This window comes from Massilia frigida, assembly GCF_011682175.1.
GTDB classification, from domain to species: domain Bacteria; phylum Pseudomonadota; class Gammaproteobacteria; order Burkholderiales; family Burkholderiaceae_D; genus Telluria_A; species Telluria_A frigida.
Map to the genome: position 1 here is coordinate 33,961 of NZ_WHJG01000005.1, position 24,454 is coordinate 58,414.

Annotated in this window: 24 protein-coding genes, 1 tRNA gene and 2 pseudogenes; 14 read left to right on the forward strand and 13 right to left on the reverse strand. The window is 64.2% G+C overall.

Features of this window, described 5'->3' with window-relative positions:
- Positions 1-35: 35 nt before the first annotated feature.
- A complete protein-coding gene (locus tag F2P44_RS06765; RefSeq protein WP_167085954.1) occupies positions 36-1,040 on the forward strand; it encodes an alpha/beta hydrolase in 1,005 nt (334 codons plus the stop codon).
- A 126-nt stretch (positions 1,041-1,166) separates the two neighbouring features.
- On the opposite strand, the gene F2P44_RS06770 is transcribed toward F2P44_RS06765, so the two are convergent.
- Positions 1,167-1,829, reverse strand: coding sequence for a hypothetical protein (locus tag F2P44_RS06770; RefSeq protein ID WP_167085955.1), 663 nt, complete (start codon positions 1,827-1,829; stop codon positions 1,167-1,169).
- Positions 1,830-1,905: 76 nt separating this feature from the next.
- On the opposite strand from F2P44_RS06770, the gene F2P44_RS06775 reads away from it, so the two are divergent.
- Positions 1,906-1,982 (forward strand) — tRNA-Pro (locus F2P44_RS06775).
- 76 nt (positions 1,983-2,058) lie between these two features.
- Here the strand turns inward: F2P44_RS06775 and F2P44_RS06780 are convergent.
- A complete protein-coding gene (locus tag F2P44_RS06780; RefSeq protein WP_167085956.1) occupies positions 2,059-2,574 on the reverse strand; it encodes a cupin domain-containing protein in 516 nt (171 codons plus the stop codon).
- 111 nt (positions 2,575-2,685) lie between these two features.
- Here F2P44_RS06780 and F2P44_RS06785 point away from each other — a divergent pair, with 111 nt between their 5' ends.
- Complete coding sequence (locus F2P44_RS06785; RefSeq protein ID WP_167085957.1) at positions 2,686-3,582, forward strand: LysR family transcriptional regulator; 897 nt, start codon at positions 2,686-2,688, stop codon at positions 3,580-3,582.
- 4 nt (positions 3,583-3,586) lie between these two features.
- Here the strand turns inward: F2P44_RS06785 and F2P44_RS06790 are convergent, their stop codons facing one another.
- The 10 genes from F2P44_RS06790 to F2P44_RS06835 are packed head-to-tail and all read right to left on the reverse strand — an operon-like array spanning position 3,587 to position 14,798.
- Positions 3,587-4,498, reverse strand: a complete 912-nt coding sequence (locus F2P44_RS06790; RefSeq protein ID WP_167085958.1) for a hydroxymethylglutaryl-CoA lyase — start codon at positions 4,496-4,498, stop codon at positions 3,587-3,589.
- A gap of 24 nt (positions 4,499-4,522) precedes the next feature.
- Positions 4,523-5,452 carry a 2-hydroxyacid dehydrogenase gene (locus F2P44_RS06795; RefSeq protein WP_167085959.1) on the reverse strand — a complete coding sequence of 310 codons (930 nt, stop codon included), beginning with the start codon at positions 5,450-5,452 and terminating at the stop codon, positions 4,523-4,525.
- 28 nt (positions 5,453-5,480) lie between these two features.
- Positions 5,481-7,523: an acetyl/propionyl/methylcrotonyl-CoA carboxylase subunit alpha gene (locus tag F2P44_RS06800; RefSeq protein WP_167085960.1), complete on the reverse strand. Its 2,043-nt coding sequence runs from the start codon at positions 7,521-7,523 to the stop codon at positions 5,481-5,483.
- 36 nt (positions 7,524-7,559) lie between these two features.
- Positions 7,560-8,594, reverse strand: coding sequence for a biotin synthase BioB (gene bioB, locus F2P44_RS06805; RefSeq protein WP_167085961.1), 1,035 nt, complete (start codon positions 8,592-8,594; stop codon positions 7,560-7,562).
- A 16-nt stretch (positions 8,595-8,610) separates the two neighbouring features.
- Entirely contained in the window at positions 8,611-9,417 is an 807-nt protein-coding gene (gene bioD, locus F2P44_RS06810) for a dethiobiotin synthase (protein ID WP_167085962.1), read from the reverse strand.
- 1 nt (position 9,418) lies between these two features.
- On the reverse strand, positions 9,419-10,600 hold the full coding sequence (bioF, locus tag F2P44_RS06815) for an 8-amino-7-oxononanoate synthase (RefSeq protein WP_167085963.1): 1,182 nt from the start codon (positions 10,598-10,600) through the stop codon (positions 9,419-9,421).
- Positions 10,601-10,603: 3 nt separating this feature from the next.
- Positions 10,604-11,953 carry an adenosylmethionine--8-amino-7-oxononanoate transaminase gene (gene bioA / locus F2P44_RS06820; protein ID WP_167085964.1) on the reverse strand — a complete coding sequence of 450 codons (1,350 nt, stop codon included), beginning with the start codon at positions 11,951-11,953 and terminating at the stop codon, positions 10,604-10,606.
- 4 nt (positions 11,954-11,957) lie between these two features.
- Positions 11,958-12,743 (reverse strand): enoyl-CoA hydratase/isomerase family protein, encoded by a 786-nt coding sequence (locus tag F2P44_RS06825; RefSeq protein WP_167085965.1) that lies wholly within the window; start codon positions 12,741-12,743, stop codon positions 11,958-11,960.
- A 9-nt stretch (positions 12,744-12,752) separates the two neighbouring features.
- Entirely contained in the window at positions 12,753-14,360 is a 1,608-nt protein-coding gene (locus tag F2P44_RS06830) for a carboxyl transferase domain-containing protein (protein ID WP_167085966.1), read from the reverse strand.
- Positions 14,361-14,372: 12 nt separating this feature from the next.
- Positions 14,373-14,798, reverse strand: a complete 426-nt coding sequence (locus F2P44_RS06835; RefSeq protein ID WP_167085967.1) for a YchJ family protein — start codon at positions 14,796-14,798, stop codon at positions 14,373-14,375.
- A gap of 150 nt (positions 14,799-14,948) precedes the next feature.
- Between F2P44_RS06835 and F2P44_RS06840 the strand changes: the two genes are divergently transcribed.
- The 3 genes from F2P44_RS06840 (at position 14,949) to F2P44_RS06850 (ending at position 16,210) form a co-directional block, all read left to right on the forward strand.
- Complete coding sequence (locus F2P44_RS06840) at positions 14,949-15,164, forward strand: hypothetical protein (RefSeq protein ID WP_167085968.1); 216 nt, start codon at positions 14,949-14,951, stop codon at positions 15,162-15,164.
- A gap of 153 nt (positions 15,165-15,317) precedes the next feature.
- Positions 15,318-15,902 carry a zeta toxin family protein gene (locus F2P44_RS06845; RefSeq protein ID WP_167085969.1) on the forward strand — a complete coding sequence of 195 codons (585 nt, stop codon included), beginning with the start codon at positions 15,318-15,320 and terminating at the stop codon, positions 15,900-15,902.
- Positions 15,899-16,210: a hypothetical protein gene (locus tag F2P44_RS06850; RefSeq protein ID WP_167085970.1), complete on the forward strand. Its 312-nt coding sequence runs from the start codon at positions 15,899-15,901 to the stop codon at positions 16,208-16,210. Before F2P44_RS06845 ends, F2P44_RS06850 begins: the two co-directional genes overlap by 4 nt.
- Here the strand turns inward: F2P44_RS06850 and F2P44_RS06855 are convergent.
- Entirely contained in the window at positions 16,207-17,445 is a 1,239-nt protein-coding gene (locus tag F2P44_RS06855; protein ID WP_167085971.1) for a D-amino acid dehydrogenase, read from the reverse strand. The two genes, F2P44_RS06850 and F2P44_RS06855, sit on opposite strands and share 4 nt — an antisense overlap.
- A 339-nt stretch (positions 17,446-17,784) precedes the next feature.
- On the opposite strand from F2P44_RS06855, the gene F2P44_RS06860 reads away from it, so the two are divergent.
- From F2P44_RS06860 to F2P44_RS06885, 8 genes and pseudogenes are all read left to right on the forward strand, one after another.
- Positions 17,785-18,525 (forward strand): GntR family transcriptional regulator, encoded by a 741-nt coding sequence (locus F2P44_RS06860; RefSeq protein ID WP_167085972.1) that lies wholly within the window; start codon positions 17,785-17,787, stop codon positions 18,523-18,525.
- A gap of 43 nt (positions 18,526-18,568) precedes the next feature.
- Positions 18,569-18,703 (forward strand): annotated as a pseudogene (locus F2P44_RS36540) (IS630 family transposase); the annotation flags it as partial.
- Between the two features lie 122 nt (positions 18,704-18,825).
- Positions 18,826-18,962 (forward strand): annotated as a pseudogene (locus F2P44_RS36805) (IS630 family transposase); the annotation flags it as partial.
- Positions 18,963-19,235: 273 nt separating this feature from the next.
- Positions 19,236-19,796: a PAAR domain-containing protein gene (locus F2P44_RS06865; protein WP_167085973.1), complete on the forward strand. Its 561-nt coding sequence runs from the start codon at positions 19,236-19,238 to the stop codon at positions 19,794-19,796.
- Complete coding sequence (locus F2P44_RS06870; protein WP_167085974.1) at positions 19,793-20,584, forward strand: polymorphic toxin type 44 domain-containing protein; 792 nt, start codon at positions 19,793-19,795, stop codon at positions 20,582-20,584. The genes F2P44_RS06865 and F2P44_RS06870 overlap by 4 nt, the downstream gene beginning before the upstream one ends.
- Positions 20,572-20,967, forward strand: coding sequence for a hypothetical protein (locus tag F2P44_RS06875; protein WP_167085975.1), 396 nt, complete (start codon positions 20,572-20,574; stop codon positions 20,965-20,967). Before F2P44_RS06870 ends, F2P44_RS06875 begins: the two co-directional genes overlap by 13 nt.
- 93 nt (positions 20,968-21,060) lie before the next feature.
- Positions 21,061-23,892 carry a type VI secretion system Vgr family protein gene (locus tag F2P44_RS06880; protein WP_167085976.1) on the forward strand — a complete coding sequence of 944 codons (2,832 nt, stop codon included), beginning with the start codon at positions 21,061-21,063 and terminating at the stop codon, positions 23,890-23,892.
- A 3-nt stretch (positions 23,893-23,895) separates the two neighbouring features.
- The gene (locus F2P44_RS06885) at positions 23,896-24,447 is read left to right on the forward strand and encodes a hypothetical protein (RefSeq protein ID WP_167085977.1); all 552 of its coding nucleotides are present in this window, start codon (positions 23,896-23,898) and stop codon (positions 24,445-24,447) included.
- Positions 24,448-24,454 lie beyond the last annotated feature (7 nt).

Genomic DNA, 24,454 nt, shown 5'->3' on the forward strand with positions numbered 1-24,454 from the left:
AAACTACTTAATAGCCATCAACTAAAAGGAATGCCATGAAAGCCACCCTCGCCCTGACCCTGCTCGCCGCCTCGCTGTCGACCGCCCACGCGGCCAGCCTTCCCGGCGTCGAACACCACACCGCGCAATTTCTGAAAGCGATCGAAGGCGGCAAGCCGCTCAACCAGATGACGCCCGACGAGGCGCGCGCGGTGCTGGTCGGCGCGCAGGCGGGCAGCAAGGTGGCGCTGGCGCCGGCTGATGTGAGCCAAAAAACAGTCACTCTCGACGGCAAGCCGGTCCAGCTGACCATCGTGCGGCCGGCAGGGGCCAAGGGCAAGATCCCGGCCTTCATGTTCTTCCACGGCGGCGGCTGGGTGCTGGGCGACTATCCGACCCACGAGCGCCTGGTGCGCGACCTGGTGGCCGGCTCCGGCGCGGCGGCGGTGTTCGTCAACTACACGCCGTCGCCGGAAGTGGGTTACGGGGTGGCGGTCAAGCAAGCCTATGCGGCGACCCGCTGGGTGGCCGAGAATGGCGACGCGATCAATGTCGACGGCAAGCGCCTGGCGGTGGCCGGCAACAGCGTGGGCGGCAACATGGCGGCGGTGGTCAGCCTGATGGCCAAGGATCAGGGCGCACCCAAGCTGCGCGCCCAGGTGCTGATGTGGCCCGTTACCGACGCCAACTTCGATACGCCCTCGTACAAGCAGTTCGCCGACGGCCACTTTTTAACCCGCGACCTGATGGTCTGGTTCTGGGACCACTACACCAAAGACGCCAGCGCCCGCAAAGAGATCTACGCATCGCCCCTGCAAGCGAGCAGCGCGCAACTGCAAGGCCTGCCGCCGACGCTGATCCAGACCGCCGAATTCGACGTGCTGCGCGATGAAGGCGAAGCCTATGCCCGCAAGCTCGACGCGGCCGGGGTGGAGGTCAAGAGCGTGCGCTACAACGGCATGATCCACGACTTCGGACTGCTCAACGCACTGTCGACCTTGCCAAGTACCCGCAGCGCGCTCGACCAGGCGTCGCAGGAACTGAAGGTGCGTCTGAAATAAACAGTCAGGGCCGGGCCTGCGCCGTGCTGGCCCGCGCCTGCTGTCCCCGTAGGCCAGGTGTGACCCGAGCCGGCCTGCGGCGCGCTGGGCGCCGTGAGCGGCGGGACTGCAGGCCCTGCCGATCCCCTACCACTTGCAGCCACTATCCTTCTTGTCGAGCAGCAGAACCAGTGGCGCCAGCAATCCACCCGGAACCCCATCCTTGCAGTCGCGCCGCTTGGCCCCTGCGATCAGCCGCGCCGCCTTGGTTTCGGTCTCGTACGGCTTGGGCGGAATCTGCGCCACGGCCATCCCCGCGCGCGCCGGGTCCGGTTTGGTGGCGATCTCGCGCGCGAACTTGCGGGCTGCATCGGGATCGAAGCGCGGTGCCCCGGCCGGCGGCGCCACCGTGAACGCCTCAGGCGGGGCCGGCTCATTGGCCTTGTCGTCGGGTAGCGCGATCACATCAGGCGCAGTGGTCCGTGCCTTCGCCGGGCTGGCCTTGCGTACAGCTTGCTCTACGACGGCCGGTGCCGTCTTCGGCTTTCGTTGCTGTTTCGGCACAGGCAGATCGTCGGGTACGGGAAACGCCTGCGGCCTGGGTTCCGGCACAGGTTCAGGCGCGCGCAGTCTCACGACCAGTGCCTCAGGTGGCACATCGGCCTCGCTGCGCCAGGACGGCATCGCCCCCTGCCGATACGCGAACAGCAGTAGTCCATGCGCCATGATCGAAACGGCGATGCCGGCGCCGACCCGGAACAACACCCGGTCGTTGATGGTTGGACCGTGTGCAGGTGCGTAAAAATTCATCTATGTTGTAGAAAATCGCAAAAAACTCATCCTGTCCCTTGACCAAGTTCATTCCGGCCGTTATTATTCTGGTCCTCGGAGTGTGGCGCAGTCCGGTAGCGCACCTGGTTTGGGACCAGGGGGTCCAAGGTTCGAATCCTTGTACTCCGACCAGTATTTCTTATGCAGGCTGACGAAAAACACTTCGTCGGCCTGTCATATCTCCCTCTCGTAGTTCTGTCTCGCAGCATCATTCTCCTTCCCAGTAGTCGACCGATTGGCCAATGTGGCCTACTGTCCGTTGTGGCAAGGTGTTTGCACCGCCGCCTGCATCGAGCAGCAGTGTCGCATACTTCCCCGAATCGGGAAATTCCACCACTTCCGGCGACATGTTCGTGCTCAGCGCCAGATAGCGCAACTCCCCTTCCCCCGTATTGATGATTTGATGTGCCGTTTCCTGCCCGCCGACCGGACAGGCGACAACATCCCCCTGGCGCAGCGGAAAGCGCGAAGCGCCGATCCTGATCGTTCCACATCCTTGGACAACGATGAACACCTCTTCGTTCACCCGGTGGTTATGAAAAGGGAAGGCGCGCTTGCCCGGCGCCAGCACGGTCAGGTTGCAGCCCAGCGCGCGCATGCCGATCAGTTCGCCAATCATCGCCATGCGCGGCGCAAACCGTTCGGCGGCCGGGCCGGTGGGGGCGTACTGCGGCGGAAAGTCTTGCGGTACCAGCTGGTCGAGGTTGACGATGGGGTGCGTCATGGGCTTCTCCTTTGCTTAATTGATAAGCCATTATAGGAGTGCGCCACAGGAAGAAAAACAGCGGCAATCGTAATACACTGTCAAATTGAATTGACAATCGATGGCCTATTTATGCTGAACCTGAACCGGCTGCAGATGTTCGTCGCCATCGTCGAGACCGGCTCGTTCACGAAGGCTGCGGCCAGCCTGGACGTCACCAAGGCCATGCTGAGCTTCAACCTGAAGCAGCTTGAGGGCGAGCTCGGTGTGTCGCTGCTGACCCGCACCACGCGCCGCATCGCCCTCACCGACGCCGGCCAGCGCTTCTTCGACAGTTGCGTGCAGGTGCTGTCGCAGGCCGAGGCAGCGATCGACGCCGCCCGCAGCAGCCACGCGGCCCTCACGGGCAACTTGCGCGTGACCTCGACCGCCGAATACGGCGCGCACATGGTGGTGCCCGCGCTGGCCGCGTTCGCGCAGCGGCACGAGGGATTGAAAGTGGATTTTTCGGCCTCGCCCGGTCTGGCGGATCTGGTATCGGAGCGCTTCGACCTGGCCCTGCGCCTGGGCAGCCTGCGCGACTCGACGTACCGGGCGGCGCTGATGGAACGCTTCGCCAGCGTGCCCGTGGCCAGTGCCGCTTATCTCGCGCGCCACGCGGCGCCCGAGATGCCGCAGCAGTTGCAGGCGCTCGATGGCATCTTCCATGCGCGTTTTGAAGGGCCGTTAAGCTGGACGCACACGGCCAGCGGCGATATCGTCGCCACCACGCATCCACGCCAGCGCATCGTCACCGATAACGCCGCCGGCATGCGCAGCTTCGCGCTGGCCGGCGCCGGCGTGGCGATCCTGCCGGACTGGCTGGTGCGCGATGACGTCGCCGCGGGCCGTCTGCAGCGGCTACTGCCCGCGTATGCGCTGCCCGAGCAGGGCGTGTACGCGGTCTATCCGAACACGCGCCATCTGCCGGCCAAGGTGGGCATGTTTATCGCCTTCCTGCGCGACTTCATCGCCAATCAACACACCTGACGCATTACCCCGCGCGCTTGGCCGCCAGCGCATTGCCCGCACGGCTGGAACCCTTGCGCCCCAGGTGCTGCGAAATGAACTGCCCCGCATCGACCACCATATCGAGATCGATCCCGGTCTCGATGCCAAGGCCCTGCATCAGGTACAGCACATCCTCGGTCGCCACATTTCCCGTCGCGCCCATGGCATACGGGCAGCCACCCAGGCCCGAGACTGACGAATGAAAGATCGATACGCCCACTTCCAGGCTGGCGTAGATATTGGCCAGCGCCTGCCCGTACGTGTCGTGGAAATGGCCGGAGATCCGGTCCAGATGAAACTCCCGCGCCGCGCGCAGCATCACCGCCTGGGTCTTGCGCGCGGTCGAGACGCCGATGGTATCGGCAATGTCGATTTCGTCGCATCCCAGCTCGCGCATGCGGCCCACCACGTCGGCCACGGCATCGAGCGATACCTCGCCCTGGTACGGGCAGCCGAACGCGCAGCTGATGCTGCCGCGCAGGCGCAAGCCGTGATCCTTGGCCGCCTTGGCCACGCTCTCGAAGCGCGCGATCGATTCGGCGATCGAGCAGTTGATGTTCTTCTGCGAGAACGCTTCCGAGGCCGACCCGAAGATCACCACTTCATCGGCTTTGGCCGCCAGCGCGGCATCGAAGCCCTGCATATTCGGGGTGAGCGCCGAATACATGGCGCCGGCACGGCGCGTGATTCCGGCCATCACCTCGGTGCTGGTCGCCATCTGCGGCACCCACTTGGGCGACACGAACGACGCCGCCTCGATATTGGCGAAGCCGGCGCGCGAGAGGCGGTCGACCAGTTCGATCTTGACGGCGGCGCCGACTGACTCCTTCTCGTTTTGCAGGCCGTCGCGCGGCCCGACTTCAACGATCTTGACTTTCTGCGGCAGGGTGCTCATGTCGGTTCCTTGTTCGTGTAACAGTTAATAGCCGCGTGCGCGGTCGACCACGCCGGCCACCGGCTCGCCGCGTTCGAGCGCGCCGATCTTGCCGGCGATCTGCGCCACGCTCTCGCTGGGCAAGGTCATCGCCGACATATGCGGCGTGATGGTGATGCGCGGCTCGTCCCAGAATGGGTGGGGGCCGGGCAGTGGCTCGTTGCGGAACACGTCGAGCGTGGCGCCGGCGATGTGGCCGGCGCGGATCAGGGTCAGCAAATCCGGCTCGGCCACGTGCGCGCCGCGCGCCACGTTGACCACATACGCGCCTTCCGGCAGCTTGGACAGGTTGGCGCGCGCCAGCAGGTTGGTGGTGTCGGGCGTGAGCGGCAGCATGCACACCAGTACCCGCGTGCCGCGCAAGAATTCATCGAGTCCATCCTCGCCCGCAAAGCAGGTGACGCCATCGATCTCCTTCTGGCTGCGGCTCCAGCCGCGCAGCGGAAAACCGAAGTGCGCAAGGGCGTCGAGCACGCGCCGTCCAAGCATCCCCATGCCCATCACGCCGACCGTGAACTGCGCCTTGTCGAACTGCGGCAGCGGGTTCCAGACACCGCGCCGCGCCTGGCGTTCGTATTCGTCGAAGCGGCGGAAATAGCGCAGTACCGCGTGCGCCACGTATTCGGCCATCTGGATCGCCATGCCGGCGTCGCCAAGACGGATGATCGGCACCGGCGGCAGCGCATCGCCGAACTTGAGAATGGCGTCCACTCCGGCGCCGGTCACGAAGATCGCCTTGACCCCGTCCAGCTGCTTGAGCAGCCCGCCCGGGGGCGACCACATGACGGCGTAATCGCAAGGCGCGAAAGGAACGCCTTCCTGCCAGAGCACTACCTCGGCTTGCGGCAGCACGCTGGCAAAATCGCGGACCCACGGCCCGGTAACGCCATCGGCCCGATGTAGAAGAATGCGCATGCTTGTCTCCACTATGTTTTTCTGGTTTTTATGCAGCCTTGAATGCCAACAGCGGTGCGCCGTCGGCGACCTGGTCTCCCACCTGATACAGAATTTCCTCAACCAGCCCGTCGCCTGGCGCGCCGATGGTATGTTCCATCTTCATCGCTTCCATGATGACGAGCGGGTCGCCCTTCTTGACTTGCTGTCCTTTGGTGGCGAGTACCGCCACCACTTTGCCCGGCATCGGCGCGGTCAGGCGCCCGCCTGCGGCTTCGGCTTCGCCGGCGTGCGCCATCGGGTCGTTGTAGACCAGCACAAAGTGCCGTCCGCCCGTGAACACGTGGAAGGTGTCGCCGTCGCGCCGCACGGCGCCGTGGATCGAGGTGGCCCCAAGCTTGATCGACAGCTCGGCACCCGCTTGCGCGGTGACCGCCAGCTCGGCGTCGATGCCATTGACCGACAGATCCCATCCGTGCGGGCGGTAGGTCAGGCCGACCTTGTATGCCTTGCTTTCCTTCGCCGCCGAATACTCGTCGCTGAACGAGAGCTGGCGCTGGTAGGCGCTGTTCAGGCGCCAGCCGAGCGCATTGCCCCACGGGTCGGACCGATTGTGCGACTGGCCGCTTGACGCCTGCTTCTCGGCGCCGGTCAAAGCCACTGCTGCCAGCGCCAGTGCGCCGACGGGAGCCGCTTTGGGCGGCGGGAACAAGGTGTCGGCATTGCGCTCGATCAGGCCCGTGTCCAGGTCGGCGGTCGCGAACGCGGCGCCTTCGACCAGGCGCTTGAGGAACGCGATATTCGTGGCCAGGCCAACGATCTGGAACTCGGCCAGCGCCTGCGACATGCGCGCCAGCGCTTGCGTGCGGTCCGCACCCCAGACAATCAGCTTGGCGATCATCGGATCGTAATACGGCGAGATGGCATCGCCTTCGCGCACGCCCGAATCGATGCGCACCGCCGCCGGCGAACCGCCCGGCGTACCACCGAGCTCGAAGCTGACCGCACCCGGCGTATCCATATGGCGCAAGGTGCCGATCGACGGCAGGAAGCCTTTTTCAGGGTTCTCGGCATAGATGCGCGCCTCGATCGCGTGGCCGTGGATGCCCAGTTCGGCCTGCGTTTTCGGCAGCGGCTGGCCGTTGGCCACGCGCAGCTGCCATTCCACCAGGTCGGTCCCGGTGATCATTTCGGTGACCGGGTGCTCGACCTGCAGGCGTGTGTTCATCTCCATGAAGTAGAACGAACCATCCTGGTTGGCGATGAATTCGACCGTGCCCGCGCCCACGTAACCCACCGCGCGCGCGGCGGCCACGGCAGCCTCGCCCATGGCGGCGCGGCGTTCAGGCGACATGCCCGGTGCCGGCGCTTCTTCCAGCACCTTCTGGTGGCGCCGCTGCACCGAGCAATCGCGCTCGTGCAGGTAGACGCAATTGCCGAGGGTATCGGCGAACACCTGGATTTCGATATGGCGCGGACGCAGCAGGTATTTTTCGGCGAGGACCTTGTCGTCGCCGAAGGAGCTGATCGCCTCGCGCTTGCACGAGGCCAGCGCCGCCTTGAAGTCTTCCGATTTTTCGATCACACGCATGCCCTTGCCGCCACCGCCGGCACTGGCTTTCAACAGCACCGGATAGCCGATGCGGTCGCCCTGCTGCTGCAAAAAGTCCGGGTCCTGCTCGTCGCCGTGATAACCCGGCACCAGCGGCACGTTGGCCTTTTCCATCAACGACTTGGCAGCCGACTTGGAACCCATCGCACGCATGGCGGAAGCCGGCGGGCCAATGAACACCAGGCCCACTTCGGCGCAGGCATCGGCGAATTCCGCATTCTCGGACAAGAAGCCGTAGCCGGGGTGGATCGCCTCGGCACCGGTGGCCAGCGCCACGGCGATGATCTTGTCGCCGCACAGATAGCTTTCCTTGGCGGCGGCGGGGCCGATCAGCACAGCTTCATCGCATACCGCGACATGCTTGGCGTTCGCGTCCGCCTCGGAGTACACGGCGACAGTCCTGATGCCCATGCGGCGCGCGGTAGCGGCTACACGGCAAGCGATTTCGCCACGGTTGGCGATGAGGATTTTTGTGAACATGCGTGGGTCTCGATCGATGTTGTTCTAAAAGGTGGATCAGCCGCCGCAGCTGGCCTTGGGCGCCGATTCCAGGGTCGAAGCGCGCGTCACCAGGCCCAGTTTGGCCAGCAGCACGCGGTCGTCTTCGGCTTCCGGGTTATCGGTGGTGAGCAGCTTGTCGCCGTAGAAAATCGAATTGGCGCCGGCCAGGAAGCACATCGCCTGCACCGCTTCGCCCATCTGGCGGCGGCCCGCCGACAGGCGCACGCGCGCCTGCGGCATGGTGATGCGGGCCACGGCGATGGTGCGCACGAATTCGAACGGGTCGAGCGGGTCGATGCCGTGCAGCGGCGTGCCTTCGACCTGCACCAGGTGATTGACCGGCACCGATTCCGGATAGGGATTGAGGTTCGCCAGTTGCGCGATCAGGCCGGCGCGCTGCAGGCGCGATTCGCCCATGCCGACGATGCCGCCGCAGCAGACCTTCAGGCCGGCGCTGCGCACGCGGCCCAGGGTGTCCAGGCGGTCCTGGTATTCGCGGGTCGAGATCACATTGCTGTAGAACTCGGGCGCGGTATCGAGGTTGTGGTTGTAGTAGTCCAGGCCCGCTTGTTTCAGGCGGTCGGCCTGGCCTTCTTCGAGCATGCCGAGGGTAGCGCAGGTTTCCAGGCCCAGCGCCTTGACTTCGCGCACCATCTCTTCGACCTTTTCCATGTCGCGCTCTTTCGGGCTGCGCCAGGCGGCACCCATGCAAAAGCGCGTGGCGCCGTTGGCCTTGGCCTGGCGCGCGGCGTCGAGCACCGTCTCGATGCCGAGGATCTTCTTGGCTTCGACGCCGGTGTCGTAGCGCGCCGCCTGTGGGCAGTAGCTGCAGTCTTCCTCGCAGCCGCCGGTCTTGATCGACAACAGCGTGGCCAGTTCGACGTCGCCCGCCGGGAACTGCTTGCGGTGCACCGTCTGGGCCTGGAACATCAGGTCATTGAACGGCAGCTCGAACAGCGCCAGCACGTCCGCCAGAGGCCAGGTGGCCGCTTCCGGCAGGGTGATCGCGGCCGCAGGCGGGTGGAAAGAGACAGCTTGGGTTTGGGACATCGTGGTTCCTTCAGGTTCAGTCGCGCGCGGACGGCCAGCCAGGCAGCCCCGCGAGATCAATAAATTTGGCCGCTTCGGCAGCCGTCGGCGGATTTAGGTGCGGGATGCGCCCCAGCAGGCGCGCCGGGATGCGCTCGGCCAGCGCTTCGACATTCTCGTCGGCGAAGCGCATGTCCGGATCGATTTCGTTGACCACCCAGCCGGCCAGCACCAGGCCGCGCGCGATAATCGCTTCGGCCGTCAGCAGCGCATGGCTGATGCAGCCAAGACGCAGACCCACCACCAGGATCACCGGCAGGTTGAGTTGTTCGGCCAGCTGGGCGCTGTCGAAATGGTCCGAGAACGGCACCCGGAAACCGCCCACGCCCTCGACCACCACGGCATCCGAGGCGGCCGCGATTTCGGCATAGGCAGCAATGATCGGCACCGGTTCGATGGTCACGCCATCGAGCCGGGCGGCGATGTGCGGCGCGCAGGCTTCGTGCAGCATGTAGGGGGTGGTGATGTTGACCGGCAGGTGCACGCTGCTCTCGGCGACCAGCATGTCGGCGTCGTCGTTATGCAGTTCGCCGTCGCGCATGGTGGCGCCGGCGGCCACCGGCTTCATGCCGCAGGCGCGCACGCCGCCGGCCACCAGCGTGTGCAGGATCGCGGCCGAGACCAGCGTCTTGCCGATTTCGGTGTCGGTGCCGGTCACGAAACAGCAAAAGCGCAACGGCAGGCCTTCGGCCGCCAGCGACGGCTGCGGTTCGGCCACCAGCACCGGTTCGGCGTCCAGCGCCGGTTCGGTCACCACGGGTACGATGGGATCATTGAGACTCATCTCACGTCCTTTCCAGGTCGTTGAGCACAGCGGCGAGCTGCGCGACTTCTTCATGCGTGTGTGCGGCCGACAGGGTCACGCGCAGGCGGGCCGTCCCTTCGGGCACGGTCGGAGGCCGGATCGCCGGCACCCACAGGCCATGCCCGTGCAGGCCGGCGCCGATGCGCAGCACTTCTTCGTTGGTGCCGATGACGATCGCCTGGATCGCGGTGTTTGATGCCACGCGCTGCCAGCGTTTCAGGTCAATCTGTTCATCGAACGCCGCGATCAGCGACTGCAGGTGGGCGCGGCGCGAGGCGCCTTCGTCGCCGCCGATGATGTCGATGCTGGTCATCAGCGCATGCGCCAGCGCCGGCGGCGCCGCAGTGGTGTAGATGTAGGGCCGGCCGCGCTGGATCATCAGTTCGATCACGCTGGCGTGCGCCGCGACAAAAGCGCCGCCCACGCCGGCCGCCTTGCCCAGGGTGCCCATGTAGACAATATTCGGCGAGCGCAGATTGAAGTGTTCGAGTGCGCCGCGTCCGTGCGCGCCCAGCACGCCGAAGCCGTGGGCGTCGTCGATCACCAGCCACGCGTCATGCTCTTCGCACAGCGCCAGCAGCTCGGGCAGGGGGGCGATGTCGCCATCCATGCTGAAGACGCTGTCGGTGACCACCAGCTTGGCGGTGGCATTGCTGGCGGCCAGCAGGGCGCCCAGGGCCGCCAGGTCCGCGTGCGGATACACCTTGACGGCGGCGCGCGCCAGCCTGGCGCCGTCGATCAGCGAGGCGTGGTTGAGCGACTCGGAAAAAATCTGGGCGTCGCCATCGGCGCCGAGCGCGGTGAGGATCGCCAGGTTGGCCATGTAGCCGGTGCAAAAGCTCAGCGCGCGCGGCGATTCCAGGTGCGGTCCGACGAAGTCCGCCAGCCGCTCTTCGAGTAGCTGGTGCGCCACGCTGTGGCCCGATATCAGGTGCGAGGCGCCGCTGCCGGCGCCGTACAGGTCCGCGCCTTCGCGCAGCGCATCGACCACGCGCGGGTGCGCCGCCAGGCCAAGGTAATCGTTGCTGGCAAAGGCCAGCAGCGCGCGGCCGTTCACCATCAGGCGCGGCTTGCAGGGCGTGTCGACCACGCGCCGTTCGCGCGTCAGGCTTTGCTCGTCCAACTGGCGCAGTTGGCGCTCGATTGCATCAATCAGCTTCATCGGTCAGCTCGCGATCACGGTGTCGAACACGGCGCGGGTGCGCTCGGCCAGGCCGTCGCTTTCCTCGTCGGAGAGGATATATGGCGGCATCAGGTAAACGGTGCGGCCGATGGGGCGCAACAGCAGTTCGTTTTCCAGCGCGCTGGCAAAGAAGCGGCGCGAAAAGGTGGCGGCGCGCGCGGCGTCGGGTTCGACCGCATCGAAGGCCCAGATCATGCCGCGCTGGCGGAAATTGCGCACGCGTTCATGTTCGGCCAACGGCGCCAGGGCAGTCGTGAGCCGTGTGGCGCGTGCGCGGTTGCGGTTCAACACGTCGTCGTCCTTAAAGATCTGCAAGGTCGCCAGCGCCGCGCGGCAGGCCAGCGGATTGCCGGTGTACGAGTGCGAATGCAGGAAACCGCGCGTGACGTCGGCGCTGTAGAAGGCCTGGTAGACCTCGTCGCGCGTGAGCACGAGCGAGAGCGGCAGGTAGCCGCCGCTGATGCCCTTCGACAGGCACAGGAAGTCGGGCCAGATGGCGGCCTGCTCGCAGGCGAAAAAGGTGCCGGTGCGTCCGCAGCCGACCGCGATTTCGTCGAGGATCATGTGCACCTGGAAGCGGTCGCACAGTTCGCGCACCAGCGTCAGGTAGAGCGGGTCGTGCATCGCCATGCCGGTCGCGCACTGGACCAGCGGTTCGATGATGATGGCGGCGATGTGGCCGGCACGTTCCTCGAACAGCTTTTCCACGTCGGCGGCGGCGCGGCGCGCCACGTCCTGGGCGCTTTCGCCTTCTTGCGCATTGCGCGCGTCCGGGGAGGTCACCACGCGGGCTGCGCGCAGCAGCGGGCCGTAGGCATCCTTGAACAGGGCCACGTCGGTGACGGCCAGCGCACCGATGGTTTCGCCGTGGTAGCTGCCTTGCAGGCAGACGAATTCCTGTTTGTTGGCGAGGCCCGCGTTGCGCCACGCATGAAAACTCATTTTCAGCGCGATTTCCACCGCCGATGCCCCATCCGACGCGTAGAACGCGTGGCCGAGCACCTTGCCGGTCATCTCGGACAGCTGCTCCGACAGGCGCACCACCGGTTCGTGCGTGAAGCCGGCCAGCATGGCGTGCTCCAGCCGGTCCAGCTGGTCCTTCAGCGCCGCGTTGATGACCGGGTTGGCGTGGCCGAACAGGTTGACCCACCACGAACTGATGGCATCCAGATAGCGCTTGCCTTCATGGTCGTACAGCCACGCACCGCGCCCATGGCTGACCGGGATCAGGGGAACACTGTTTTCACCATGCGCATGGTGCTGCATCTGCGTGCACGGGTGCCACACGCTGCGCAGGCTGCGCGCTACCCAATCCTGGGGCATGTCCGCCATCACGTCACACCAGCCACGATGGCTTGCGTTTTTCGAGGAAGGACGCGACGCCTTCGCGGCCTTCATCCGATGCGCGTACCTTGGCGATGCGCTCGGCGGTGTCGACCACCATCGCCGCGTCGACCGCCTTGCCGGTGATCTCGCGCACCAGCACCTTGGCTTCGCGCACGGCGTTCGGGCTGCTGGTGACCAGTGCGTTGACGATCGCCGCCACATGCGCGTCGAGCGCGTCGGCCGGCACGATGTCGTGCACGAAGCCGATGCGGTGCGCTTCCTGGGCGCTGAATTTTTCGGCCGTGAGGAAGTAGCGGCGCGCCGCGTTTTCGCCCATGGCGCGGATCACGTACGGCGAAATGGTCGCCGGGATCAGGCCCAGCTTGACTTCGGACAGGCAGAAGCTGGCGCTGTTGACGGCTACCGCGATGTCGCAGGCGGCGACCAGGCCCATGCCGCCGGCGTAGCAGTCGCCCTGGATCTTGGCGACCACCGGTTTCGGGCACAGGTAGATCGCGCGCAGCATCTCGGCCAGCTTGGCGGCATCCTCGCTGTTTTCGGCGTGCGAGTAGCCGGCCATTTTCTTCATCCAGTTCAGGTCCGCGCCGGCGCAAAAGGCGGGGCCGTTCGCATCGAGCACGATGGCGCGGATGTCGTCGCCGCGTCCCAGTTCATCGAAGGCCAGCGACAGTTCGGCGATGGTGATTTCGTTGAACGCGTTGCGCACGTCCGGACGGTTCAGGGTGACGGTGGCGACGCGGTCGGCGATTGAAACGGCGAGTGTCTGATATTCCATGCTATTCCTTTACATGCGGAAGAGGCCGAACTTCGTGTCCGGAATCTCTGCGTTGAGGGCGGCCGACAGGCCCAGGCCGAGCACCATGCGGGTGTCGGCCGGATCGATCACGCCATCGTCCCACAGGCGCGCGGTGGCGTAGTAAGGGTGGCCCTGGTGTTCGTACTGTTCCTTGATCGGCTGCTTGAAGGCGGCTTCTTCGTCCGCCGACCACTGGCCGCCCTTGCCTTCGATGCCGTCGCGCTTGACCGTGGCCAGCACCGACGCGGCCTGGTCGCCGCCCATCACCGAGATGCGCGCGTTAGGCCACATCCACAGGAAGCGCGGCGAGAACGCACGGCCGCACATGCCGTAATTGCCGGCTCCGAAGCTGCCGCCGATGATGACCGTGAACTTCGGCACCGCCGCCGTGGCGACCGCCGTGACCATCTTGGCGCCGTTGCGGGCGATGCCTTCGTTTTCGTACTTGCGCCCGACCATGAAGCCGGTGATATTTTGCAGGAACACCAGCGGGATCTTGCGCTGGCAGCACAGTTCGATGAAGTGCGTGCCTTTCAAGGCCGACTCGGAAAACAAAATGCCGTTGTTGGCGATGATGCCGACCTTCACGCCGTAGATATGGGCGAAGCCGCAAATGAGCGTGGTGCCGTAGCGCGCCTTGAATTCGTCGAAGTCGCTGCCGTCGACGATGCGGGCGATCACTTCGCGCACATCGAAAGGCTTGCGCGTATCGACGGGAATGACGCCGTACAGTTCTTGCGGCGCGTATTTGGGTTCGACGGATTCGCGCAGCGCCATCTGGGCCGGTTTCACGCGGTTCAGGTTCGACACGATGGTGCGCGCCAGCGACAGGGCGTGCAGGTCGTTCTGGGCCAGGTGGTCGACCACGCCGGACAGGCGCGTGTGCACGTCGCCGCCGCCCAGGTCTTCGGCCGTGACCACTTCGCCGGTGGCCGCTTTCACCAGCGGCGGGCCGCCCAGGAAAATGGTGCCCTGTTCCTTGACGATGATCGATTCGTCGCTCATGGCCGGCACGTAGGCGCCGCCGGCGGTGCACGACCCCATGACGACGGCGATCTGCGGGATGCCCTTGGCCGACAGATTGGCCTGGTTGAAGAAGATGCGGCCGAAATGGTCGCGGTCGGGGAAGACGTCGTCCTGGTTCGGCAGGTTGGCGCCGCCCGAGTCGACCAGGTAGATGCAGGGCAGCTTGTTCTGGTCGGCGATTTCCTGCGCGCGCAAGTGCTTCTTGACCGTCATCGGGTAGTAGGTGCCGCCCTTGACGGTGGCATCGTTACAGACGATCACGCACTCCTGGCCGGACACGCGGCCGATGCCGGTGATGATGCCGGCGGCCGGTGCGGCGCCGTCGTACATGTCGTACGCGGCCAGCTGGGAAAATTCGAGGAAGGGCGTGCCGGGATCGAGCAGCATCTGCACGCGGTCGCGCGGCAGCAGCTTGCCGCGCGCGACGTGCTTGGCGCTGGCGGCCTCGCCACCGCCGGCGGCGGCCGCGGTGACCTTGGCGCGCAGGTCGTCGACGATGCGTTGCATGGCTGCGGCGTTGGCCTTGAAGTCCTCGCTGCGCGGATTGAGTTTGCTGTCGATATGGGGCATTGCGATCCTTTTTTAGTCCGGGAAACTGCCGTCCAGGTAGTACCAGCGCGCCACCCCGTCGTCGGTCTCGCGGACGAAACGGCTCACTTCGTGCAGGCGGTGCGCGCGCCCGCCAATCTTGTAGCGGGCGACGAATTCTACGGTATCGGCGTCCGGCGATTCTAGCAGGTTTGCTTGACGTTTACGTAAACGTAAAGCAGATTTAATCTCCAGTCCCAGCCAGCGGGTTTGTTCGTTTTCGCCGACGATCGTCCCGGCCGGGACCGTGCTCGGGTGCCAGGTGGCGCGCAGGTAGGCCTCGTTGCCCAGGGTGTAGGCGGTGTAGCGCGAGCGCATCAGGGTTTCGGCGCTGGGCGGCACCGCCTCGCCCGCGAGGAATGGGGCGCAGCAAGTGGCGAAGGTGGCGCCGCCGCAGGGGCAGGTGGAGGGAGAGGGCATGATTGTTTGCAAAAACGGAATCTTGCAATTATCCGCCATATTGCCGGCGACGATGTCACGTCCCGCACATTTGCGTGCGCTCAGACTGGGCTCATGCGGCGCTGTTAAGTTTGAAGGCTGTGATTGACATCTTGCGTTGACAGGCGACCCATGACCAATAACTATGCCAGGCCACTGCTGGACCATGAAAGCATCGAGGCGTTTTTAGGCGGTTGCCTTGATATCAGACACGAACTCACGCTGCACGGTGGCGGCACCCTCGATCTTCGCGCATTGTGCAAACGCGTTCGCGACGCGGAGAGCGCGGTGGAGGCGGCAATGGAAGCCCCGACAATGACGAGCCGGCGCAACCGCGTGCCGCAATAGCGCAGCAATATAGCGCGTGATGGCCTGCGCCGGCAGATAGTTCAAGAACTTATCCTTTGCGACAGGCTCGGTTCTGACGAGGATATTTGCCTTGGACATGGCGGCTCGAAACCATACGGACAAGAAGCGCTTGCCGGGGCATGTGCCTATCTTGTGGCCGGCTTGCCGGCGTCGGGCAAATCGACGCTGGTCAGCGCGATCTCGGATCGCTTGGGAGCGATGGTGCTCGACTCGGATTTTGCCAAGCGCAAGCTGCCTGAATTCGACCATGCGCTGGCTGGGGCTGCGTTGGTGCATGACGAGTCGAGACTGCTCATTTTTGGTAATGCGGTTTCAGGGAGCGCATCCCTGCTTGAATATTGTATGTCCAGAAAGCTGAACGTCGTCATTCCGCTCGTTGGTAATGAGGAGCATCGTTTGAAATTTGTGCGCAACTTGCTCATTGAAAACGGCTATCAGGTTCACTTGACGGCCATGTTGCTGGATCGGACCCAGGCAACACAGCGGGCGCTTGATCGATTCCTTCAAACAGGACGGTACATTTCGCTCGGCATGATCTTTGATCGATATGCGAACGATCCTGTTTTGAACTACCATAAAGCGTGGATGGACGCCGATACCGGCACAGATTCGCAGTGGGCCTCGTTAGGCGCACTGGCGGTGGCAACCCATCCGGCAGTCGTTCACAGCTATAGTTCGGATGCAAACCCGGCTGCACTATGGGGGCAAACACCATGAAAAAAACATCTCTTCGGAAAAATCGTTTTTCTGCTAAACCAACGCGATTGCCGGACAACTCACCCAAGAGCAAACCTGGCAGAAAACTGCAACGTTCTCGCGCCAGTGGCAGAAAAAACAGCGCGAGTTTAACGGATACGATGATGGACCGATGGGGTGACGCCGATATCGCTGAGCGCATTGCAGCCACGCTTGGCCGGCCAATCTCGCCGCAAGCCCAGGCTTTTTACGTTTACATCGACGCGGTGAAGGCTGGAAAAGCATCATGGGACGGGTTCATCAAACCAATCCTCAGCGACGCAGCCTAAGCCCGTAGCCCCAGCCCATCAAGGCTGATCGGCGGCGCGTCGCCCCGCATCACCTCCGCCAATATGCTGGCCGACCCGCACGCAAACGTAAACCCCAGCGGCCCGTGCCCCACGTTGAGCCACAGATTGCTCACCGGGGTCGCCCCGATGATGGGCGCGCTGCTGGGCGTGGCCGGGCGCAGGCCGGCCCACGCCGTCATCGTCTCGTAATCGGCCGCGCGCGGCATCACCGCGCGCGCCTGGCGCAGCAGCCCGGCGATCCGGCCCGCGTCGAGCGATGCATCCTCCCCCACCATGTCGACCATGGCCGCCACGCGCAACTGGTCGCCGATGCGCGCATACAGCACCTTGCGCTCGAAGTCGGTCACGCTGATCTGCGGCGGGCAGTCGCCCGGCCGCACAGGCGCGCTCAGGCTGTAGCCCTTGAGCGGATACAGCGGCAGGTAAATGCCCGCCGTGGCCGCCAGGGTGCGGCTGCGGATACCCGCCGCCAGCACGTAGTCGTCCGCCGCCAGCATGCCGGCGCTGGTGTCGAGCCACCTCACCTTGCCCTTCTCCAGCAGGAATCCGCGCGCCTCGCCGCGCACGATGCCGCGAAAACGCGGATGGGCGCGCAGGCGCTGCCCCAGTCCGGTACAAAACGCATGGCAGTCGGCCACCGCTTCGCCCCGGTTGAACACGCCACCGGCCAGCACGGATTGCGCCGCCGCCAGCGCCGCTTCGGCGGCCACGCAGCCGGCCGCCGACAGCACCTCGCTGCCCGCATCGGCGCGCGCCGCAGCCGCATCGAACGCCTTCCCTGAACGGTACACCACCAGCTTGCCCGCCTCGCGCCAGCCGAACTCATCTTTAGGAAGGATGCCGTCCAGCTGCCCCATCGCGCTGCGGCTCAGTTCGCCAAGCTGGAGCAGGCGCGCCGTGGTGCGGCGATGGATGCCGGCATCGCAGTGCGCCACGAAGCGCGCCAGCCAGCGCCACTGGCGGCGGTCGGCCTCGGGCCGGAAGCGCAGCGGCCCGTCTTTTTGCAACAGCCAGCGCAGCGCCTTGAGCGGCACCCCGGCATCGGCGAACGGCGCCACATAGCGGTAGCTGAGCTGGCCGCCATTGCGGAAACTGGCGCCGGCGCCCAGCGTATCCTCGCGTTCGAGCAAGGTCACGCCGAAGCCGGCCTCCAGCAGCCACCAGGCCGATGCCAGTCCCACCACCCCGCCGCCGATCACGATGACTTCCCGCATGCCGCTTCACCTCGCTCACTACGCCCATGGCAGCAGCTTACGCACAGCTCGCCGCGCCCGCCACTCAATCCCGCGCCGGGGCCCATAAGCGCTATTCATGGGTCTTGTCTATGCGCTAATATGTCTGGCGCCTTTGCCAGCATGGCATAAAATTTCCAGAATGGCGCGCGAGCCGGGCGGCCAATCAGGCTAGAATGCATGGCGAGCCGCTATCACGTGCCGGTATGCGCGCCGTGGATAATTTCATACCGGCGCCTGCTGACCGGCGGCGGCATGACAATTACACTGATGCGCACGCCAGCACGGCGGCAGCACAGGATGACCATGAGCGGAACCGTAATGAGCACTACCCACACCGATTTCAAGGTCGATTTGAACGACAATTCCCCGCTGTACATGCAAGTGGCGCGCAAACTGATCCAGGATGTGCGCGACGGGCGCTACCAGGTCGACCAGGCGCTGCCGTCCGAACGCTTGCTCTCCGAGCAGCTCGACGTCTCGCGCGTGACCGCGCGCAAGGCCATCGACCAGCTGGTCGAGCAGGGCCTGGTGGTGCGCCGCCGCGGCTCCGGCAACTACGTGGCGCCGCGCATCGAACAGCCCTTGTCCAACCTGTCGAGTTTTTCCGAGCAGTTGCAGCAGCGCGGCTACCGTCCCGGTTCGCAATGGCTCAGCCGCTCGGTGATCGCCGCCAGCGCCGACGAGCAGCTGAGCCTGGGGCTGTCGCCGAATGCCCGCGTGGCCCGCCTCGAACGCCTGCGCCTGGCCGACGATGTGGTCATGGCCTACGAGGTCAGCGTGATTCCGGCCAGCGTGCTGCCCCGCCCTGACGCGGTCGGCAACTCCCTGTACGAGCACCTGGCCACGACCGGCCACACTCCCGTGCGTGCACTGCAACATATTCGCGCCATGAATGCCGGCGCCGTCCTGGCCGGCCAGCTCGGCGTGCCGGAAGGCCAGGCGGTGCTGTACATCACGCGGGTCGGCTACCTGGAATCGGGCCAGGCGGTCGAGCTGACCCATTCGTATTGCCGCAGCGACCATTACGACTTCGTGGCGGAGATGCGGCGCGTCGCCTGATGCCGTCGCGTTCTTGTCCCTTTCATACTGAACGCCGCCCGTTTGGCATTCAGGCCATCCTCGGTTCCATGCCCATTTCACACCAACTTCTGCGTCGTGGCTCAACCAGGTCGAGGGCTGGTTTGCCACCTTGACCGAAAAGCAGATTCGGCGCGGAACGCATCGTTCCACACGTCAGGGGGCCTCGAAAAACCGTCGCGAGCGGTGCAAGTTTCGTCAGAGAAGCGCATCCGTACGAAGGTACGGTGAGCATCGCAGGGCGAAAATTGCGCCGCGCAGCAGGTTGTTCGAGGTCCCCCGCAGTTGAAGGATGCTATTCGCTCTTGCCTGGCACTGAATAACGCCGAACCCAAGCCCTTCGTCTGGACAAAATCGGCCGACTGATCCTCGCCAGCATAGAGCGATTTTGTCTGCGAATTTCTAACTCGCCACACTAGATTTTCTAAGGACATTACCTGTCATTTCATCAACGTTGCACGGTTAACGAGCATGCGTGCATTTTTGCTGCTAAAATATTAATGTGTATTTTTGATAATTGTTCAGCCCCTATGAAGAGCTATCGAAAGCCATCGAGTTTTGCTTAAAAAAAGATGCATAGACGCCGAGATTGGCCCAATTTTTTAGCAAAAACGGTGGCTTTTTACCTAGTTGTCATAGGGACTGAACAGTTACTATTTTTGTGCAAATAAAACACTAACGGTGCGACGACCATGAACATCATTGGCTGGATACGTGAAGGCGATAGCGCCGCCTGCGGCGGTAGCGTCAAGCTGGGCCACCCCACCTACATCAGCCACGGCAAGGCCCTCGCCCACCACGGCAGCCCGATGGCTTGCCCTTACAACTGCGTGGTGACGGCCGGTGAGCATCACTTCACCTTGCCGGACGGCTTGCCACAGGCTTTGCATGGTGACAAAACCAGCGGCGGCTGCCCGCTTGCGTCCACCCTCAATGGCATACACGGCATTGCCGATCCGTCGGGCGCGCCGCTCGTGACGGCTTACTTCCAGCCGGCTGCCGATGCGCTGGCGACGGGCGACGGCGCGCCCGAAGCCGTGGCCGACGCACCTTGGTTGCCCGGCCAGTACGACGACCGTTACGTACTGCTGGGTGTGAGCGATGGCAAGCCGCTGGCCCATGCCGCCTACGCCATCGAGCGCGACGACGGCAGCATCGAACACGGCACCACGGACGCCGGTGGACACACCCATCTGCTCAAGCAGACCCTGGAAGCTGAACACGTCCGTATCTATCTGGAAGACACGGTATGAGCGCCGTGCTCGACAAACAAGGCAAGCCCATGCGGCTGGTGGGGGCCACCAACACCACCCCGCTGGCCGATGCCAAGGCCAAAAAACTGCACGTGTGCGACCACGCCAACGATGTGGTGCCGATTGCCGCGTATATGATCACGGAAATGCAGCGCAATCCGTTCAGCGAAGAAGGCAAGAAAATGATGGCAGCGAACGCTTACGACATCGCCCAGGAAATGAAGGCCTGGAATGCCATGCCGTGGTACGCCAAGATCGGCGGTCCACCTGACTATGGCAGCATCAGCGCCGGCCAGAAACTGGCCGCCTACACCATCTGGGCCGAACGGGTGGGGCCAAACCGCCCGTGGGACCACAAGCCCATCTTAAGTGCGCGCCTGCGCAAGCAGAATATCTTCCGCGCCGGCTGGCAGCGCTATGGCAATGAAGACTATTTTTACGATATCTGGTCAAACATTCACTACGGCTACGTGGGCGCGGCCTGCGGCTTCAGCCCCGACGAACTGCTCGGTGGCGCCGGACTGGCCCAGGCCGGCAGCGACATCATGCGCGACGTGTCGTCCCTGCGCCGCCCGACCGTCCAGAACCATCCGGAAAACGGCGCCTGGGCCAATACCTTCGACGATATTCCCGACCATATTTCCATCAAGCTGGGGGTCACCCTGTACCAGCAGACCAAGCCGGCGGCGCTGACCGTGGCCGTGCTGCTCAAGGCCATCGCCGGGGTGCCAATGCCCTGGGGCAAAGGCATCAATGTCGCCAAGCGCGTGCATGAATGTCCGGCATGAAGAAGGCGTCGATGCGAGGCCAGCTGTTCGCTGGGGTTGGGGTGCTGGGCATGCTCGGGCTGGCGCTTGCCGTCTTTGCGCACAGCGCTCCCCTGGTGGTGTTGCACTACGCTGCAGGCGGCGGCGAGCCGGTGGGCTTTTTCTTTAATGAAGACAACGACATTACCAAGGACGTCATTCAGCCCGGCACAAGCCGGCAATTTCGCACCGCCCGTCGCCCTCACGCCGAGTATTTCATCAATGTGAGCCTGCCGCTGGCCAGCCGTGACGAAGTGGAGATCAAGCCGCCGTTCAGCCGCGTCGACGTCTACATCGGTGCCGATACCCGCATCAAAAGCACCGCCGTCAAGACCGATTTCCTGGCGCGCATTGGTGTCAATTAAATAATTTTGCATGTATGATAAGATTTGCGCCACTTTTGCACGTCTTTATCAAATGAAACGCGTCGTACCAGGTACTTGACAGGGAAAAATCGGATGAAAAAAGTGATCCAGTCGATCGAGGAGCTCATAGGCGCCAGTGCCCAGCACCGGCGCATCCTGCGCGTGTCATTTCCCCAGGATGATGGGATTGGCGCACTGTTGCTGGTCAACCAGCTCGACGCGGTCGAATCCATCTCGCGCGACTTTGAGTACCGGGTTGAACTGCTCTCGAACAGCGCAACGCTTGCCTTGAAGGATTTGCAGGGCAAGCTCATGACGGTCGAGCTGGTACGCGGCGATGGCTGCCTGCGCTATTTCAGTGGCTATGTGTTCAGCTTCCGCCTGGTCACCACCGATGGCGGTTTCGCCTTTTATGAGGCACTGCTGGGGCCGTGGGTAAAGTATCTCAGCCTGCGCAAGGACAACTACCTGTTCCACGGCAAATCGCTGCACGACCAGACCCATAGCATTTTCGACGATTACGCCACCCTGCCAGACTGGGATTGCCGCATCCATGGTGAAGATCCGCCGATGACCGATGCCTGCCAGTTCGACGAGACCGACCATAACTACCTGCACCGGCGCTGGGAAGCGGCCGGCTGGCACTACTGGTACGAACACAGCGCCAGTGGCCACCAGCTGGTGCTGTCGGACGATTCGCTCCAGGCCGATGCCATCGACGGCACTGGCCTGGTGCGCTTCCAGCGTCATGGCGGCGCCACCGAAGAAGACGGGATCGGCCAATGGTCGCCGCTGCGCAGCATCGCCCCGTCCAGCGTCGCCTTGTCCGGCTTTAATTTCAAGCATCCTGTGCCGCTCCAGGCCAGCATGCCCACCGTGAACCAGCAGGGCAACGTGCTGCATGTGGAGTCCTACGAATATACCGGGGCCTATGGGTTCAACGGCCGCCAGGAAGCCGATCGCATGGCGCAGTTGCGCATGGAAGAAGCGGAAGCCGATGCCAAGTACTTCGAAGGCAGCGGCAACAACCGCTACCTCCAGCCGGGCCGCTGGTTTTACCTGCGCGACCATTTCCAGGAAAGTGTCGCCGGCCACCTCGACAACCCCGGCAAGAATCAATTCCTGGTGCTCGAAGTGCGCCACACGGCGCGTAACAATTATTTGCAGAATACCCAGCCGGCTCAATACAGCAATACCATGCGCTGCATCCGCAGGCAGATACCGTGGCGTCCGGGGCGCGGCTTTAATAGTAACAACACGCAAATCCTGGCGCCCCAAACGGCGACCGTGGTAGGGCCGCACGGTCCGGACAGCATCCACACCGACCAGTACGGCCGCATCCGCGTCCAGTTCCACTGGGACCGCGAGGGTGCCAACGATGAGCGCAGCTCGGCCTGGCTGCGCGTGGCCAGTTCCTGGGCTGGCAGCGAACTGGGCGCTGCGGCCGTGCCACGCGTGGGCAGCGAAGTGATCGTGCAGTGGCTGGGCGGCTCGCCCGACCGCCCCATCGTCACCGGCAGCGTGTTTAACGAGCGCCATATGCCGCCATGGCAGCAGCCGACCCAGCACGCCCTCACCGGCCTGCGTAGCCGCGAGCTGGGGCCGCACACCGGCAATGCCGCAGGCGGGCGCAGCAACCACCTGATCCTGGATGACACCTACAACAAAATTCAGGCCCAGCTCAAGAGCGATCACCAGCACAGCCAGCTCTCGCTCGGCCACATTACCCGGATAGAAGACAATAGCGGGCGCAAGGATGAGCGCGGCGAAGGGTGGGAACTGGCCACCAACGCTTGGGGCGTGGCACGTGCCGGCATGGGCATGCTGCTCACCACCGAGCCGCGCAACAATGCCGCCGGCCACGCCAAGGACATGGGCGAGACGGTCGGCCGCCTGTCTGCCGCGCGCGAGCGCCACGAGCAATTGAGCGATCTGGCCCAGTTGCACCTGGCGCAGCGCGTCGATGTCGATCAGGGCGCCGCTGGCGCCGCCTTGAAGGCCCAGAACGACGGCATCTGCGGCGGCGGCCAGGCCCAGGGCGAACTGAGCGAGCCGCAACTCGTGCTCTCCAGCCCGGCCGGCATTGCCAGCAGTACCGCGCGCAGCACGCATATCCAGAGCGACCGCCACACCGTGCTCAATACGGGGGAGCATTTGTCGATCACGACTGGCAAGAGCCTGTTTGCCAGCCTGACCGACAAACTCAGCGTGTTCGTCTACAAGGCGGGCATGAAGCTGTTCGCCGCCAAGGGCAAGGTCGAAATCCAGGCCCAGAGCGACAACGTCGAAATCATTGCCGAGCAAGTGCTCAAGCTGATCAGCACCAAACAAAGCATCGAGATTGGCGCCAACCAGGAAATCCTGCTGCACGCCGGTGGCAGTTTCATCCGCATCAGCGCCAAGGGGATCGAGCATGGCACCGATGCCAAGTGGGAAGTGCATGCGGCCAGCCATGCCGCGACCGGCCCGCAGGGTCTGGACGCCTCGTTCGCGGCCATGCCGGCTGCCGAGCTCGGGCCGCACAGCCTGCGCTTTGCCTTCCCTGGTGCCGACGACGTGGTCAAGGCAATGGGCCTGGTCGGCAAGCCCTATCAAATCCTGGACAAGATGGGCAAAGCGCTCGCCGCCGGCATGCTGGCCGCCGATGGCCGCCTGCCGCGCTTCGAGTTTGCCGATAACGACCAGCTCATCCTGCATCTGGGTGACGATAGCTGGCGCAGCATCGAACTCGATCCGGGCGAACCCATGCCGGAGATCGACCGGATGGAGGATGAGTATTACCACGACGAAGATGAAGAGCGCGTCGCCGAGGATAGCGAAGACTTCGGCCCCTACGCGTCGCTGTTGACCGGGGTCGACGCGTCGTACCACCTGAACAGCAAGCTGCTTGGCAAGCTCATTACCAATCCCGAAGGCGAGGAATAAATCGTGATCAACAGCATTTTCAACACCCTGGTACTGGCCGGCTGCCTGGCCCTGGCCTCGCTTGATGGCGCCTGCGCGGCGCCCGCCGCCACGAGCGTCGGTTCGCAACAGCAAGGCATGCATCAGTGGAAGGCCCTTGACGGCAAACTCATTCTCATCAATGGCACCTACCAGGACACCACCTCCTACAAGCGCAGCCTGACGTTCTACTTTGAAAGCAAGGCCGGCGCCGAATGGCTGCACGTCCCCGTGCTCGACAGCCAGACCGAGCAAGCCTTGACATGGTTCAGCATTTCACAGGGCGAACAAACCGTGGCCGATGCGGCCGTGGTGGCGCGTGCCGATGGCGTCCAGCTGGTGATCGCGGAAACCCGGCCAGGCGCGCGTGCGCCGATCGCGGTGCGCTGGTACCAGCTGGCCGAGGCTGGCGACGACAATCCCGACGGCCCGGCCTACTCCTTCAAGAAGACGTCCGCCACGAGCTACCCGGCCACCGCCAAATTGACGGTCGAGCAAGTGCTGAAAAAAGAAGTTTCCTCCAAGTCGAAGAAATAGGAGGCGT

Excerpts from the sequence above, each read along its gene's own strand:
- F2P44_RS06780 (WP_167085956.1), bottom strand. The coding sequence starts at position 2,574 with ATGACGCACCCCATCGTCAACCTCGACCAGCTGGTACCGCAAGACTTT.
- bioD (WP_167085962.1), bottom strand. The coding sequence starts at position 9,417 with ATGAGTCTCAATGATCCCATCGTACCCGTGGTGACCGAACCGGCGCTG.
- F2P44_RS06800 (WP_167085960.1), bottom strand. The coding sequence starts at position 7,523 with ATGTTCACAAAAATCCTCATCGCCAACCGTGGCGAAATCGCTTGCCGT.
- F2P44_RS06865 (WP_167085973.1), top strand. The coding sequence starts at position 19,236 with ATGAACATCATTGGCTGGATACGTGAAGGCGATAGCGCCGCCTGCGGC.
- F2P44_RS06835 (WP_167085967.1), bottom strand. The coding sequence starts at position 14,798 with ATGCCCTCTCCCTCCACCTGCCCCTGCGGCGGCGCCACCTTCGCCACT.
- F2P44_RS06860 (WP_167085972.1), top strand. The coding sequence starts at position 17,785 with ATGAGCACTACCCACACCGATTTCAAGGTCGATTTGAACGACAATTCC.
- F2P44_RS06770 (WP_167085955.1), bottom strand. The coding sequence starts at position 1,829 with ATGAATTTTTACGCACCTGCACACGGTCCAACCATCAACGACCGGGTG.
- F2P44_RS06825 (WP_167085965.1), bottom strand. The coding sequence starts at position 12,743 with ATGGAATATCAGACACTCGCCGTTTCAATCGCCGACCGCGTCGCCACC.
- bioF (WP_167085963.1), bottom strand. The coding sequence starts at position 10,600 with ATGAAGCTGATTGATGCAATCGAGCGCCAACTGCGCCAGTTGGACGAG.
- bioB (WP_167085961.1), bottom strand. The coding sequence starts at position 8,594 with ATGTCCCAAACCCAAGCTGTCTCTTTCCACCCGCCTGCGGCCGCGATC.
- F2P44_RS06785 (WP_167085957.1), top strand. The coding sequence starts at position 2,686 with ATGCTGAACCTGAACCGGCTGCAGATGTTCGTCGCCATCGTCGAGACC.
- F2P44_RS06875 (WP_167085975.1), top strand. The coding sequence starts at position 20,572 with ATGTCCGGCATGAAGAAGGCGTCGATGCGAGGCCAGCTGTTCGCTGGG.
- F2P44_RS06850 (WP_167085970.1), top strand. The coding sequence starts at position 15,899 with ATGAAAAAAACATCTCTTCGGAAAAATCGTTTTTCTGCTAAACCAACG.
- F2P44_RS06790 (WP_167085958.1), bottom strand. The coding sequence starts at position 4,498 with ATGAGCACCCTGCCGCAGAAAGTCAAGATCGTTGAAGTCGGGCCGCGC.
- F2P44_RS06880 (WP_167085976.1), top strand. The coding sequence starts at position 21,061 with ATGAAAAAAGTGATCCAGTCGATCGAGGAGCTCATAGGCGCCAGTGCC.
- F2P44_RS06855 (WP_167085971.1), bottom strand. The coding sequence starts at position 17,445 with ATGCGGGAAGTCATCGTGATCGGCGGCGGGGTGGTGGGACTGGCATCG.
- F2P44_RS06870 (WP_167085974.1), top strand. The coding sequence starts at position 19,793 with ATGAGCGCCGTGCTCGACAAACAAGGCAAGCCCATGCGGCTGGTGGGG.
- F2P44_RS06765 (WP_167085954.1), top strand. The coding sequence starts at position 36 with ATGAAAGCCACCCTCGCCCTGACCCTGCTCGCCGCCTCGCTGTCGACC.
- F2P44_RS06795 (WP_167085959.1), bottom strand. The coding sequence starts at position 5,452 with ATGCGCATTCTTCTACATCGGGCCGATGGCGTTACCGGGCCGTGGGTC.
- F2P44_RS06840 (WP_167085968.1), top strand. The coding sequence starts at position 14,949 with ATGACCAATAACTATGCCAGGCCACTGCTGGACCATGAAAGCATCGAG.
- bioA (WP_167085964.1), bottom strand. The coding sequence starts at position 11,953 with ATGGCGGACATGCCCCAGGATTGGGTAGCGCGCAGCCTGCGCAGCGTG.
- F2P44_RS06830 (WP_167085966.1), bottom strand. The coding sequence starts at position 14,360 with ATGCCCCATATCGACAGCAAACTCAATCCGCGCAGCGAGGACTTCAAG.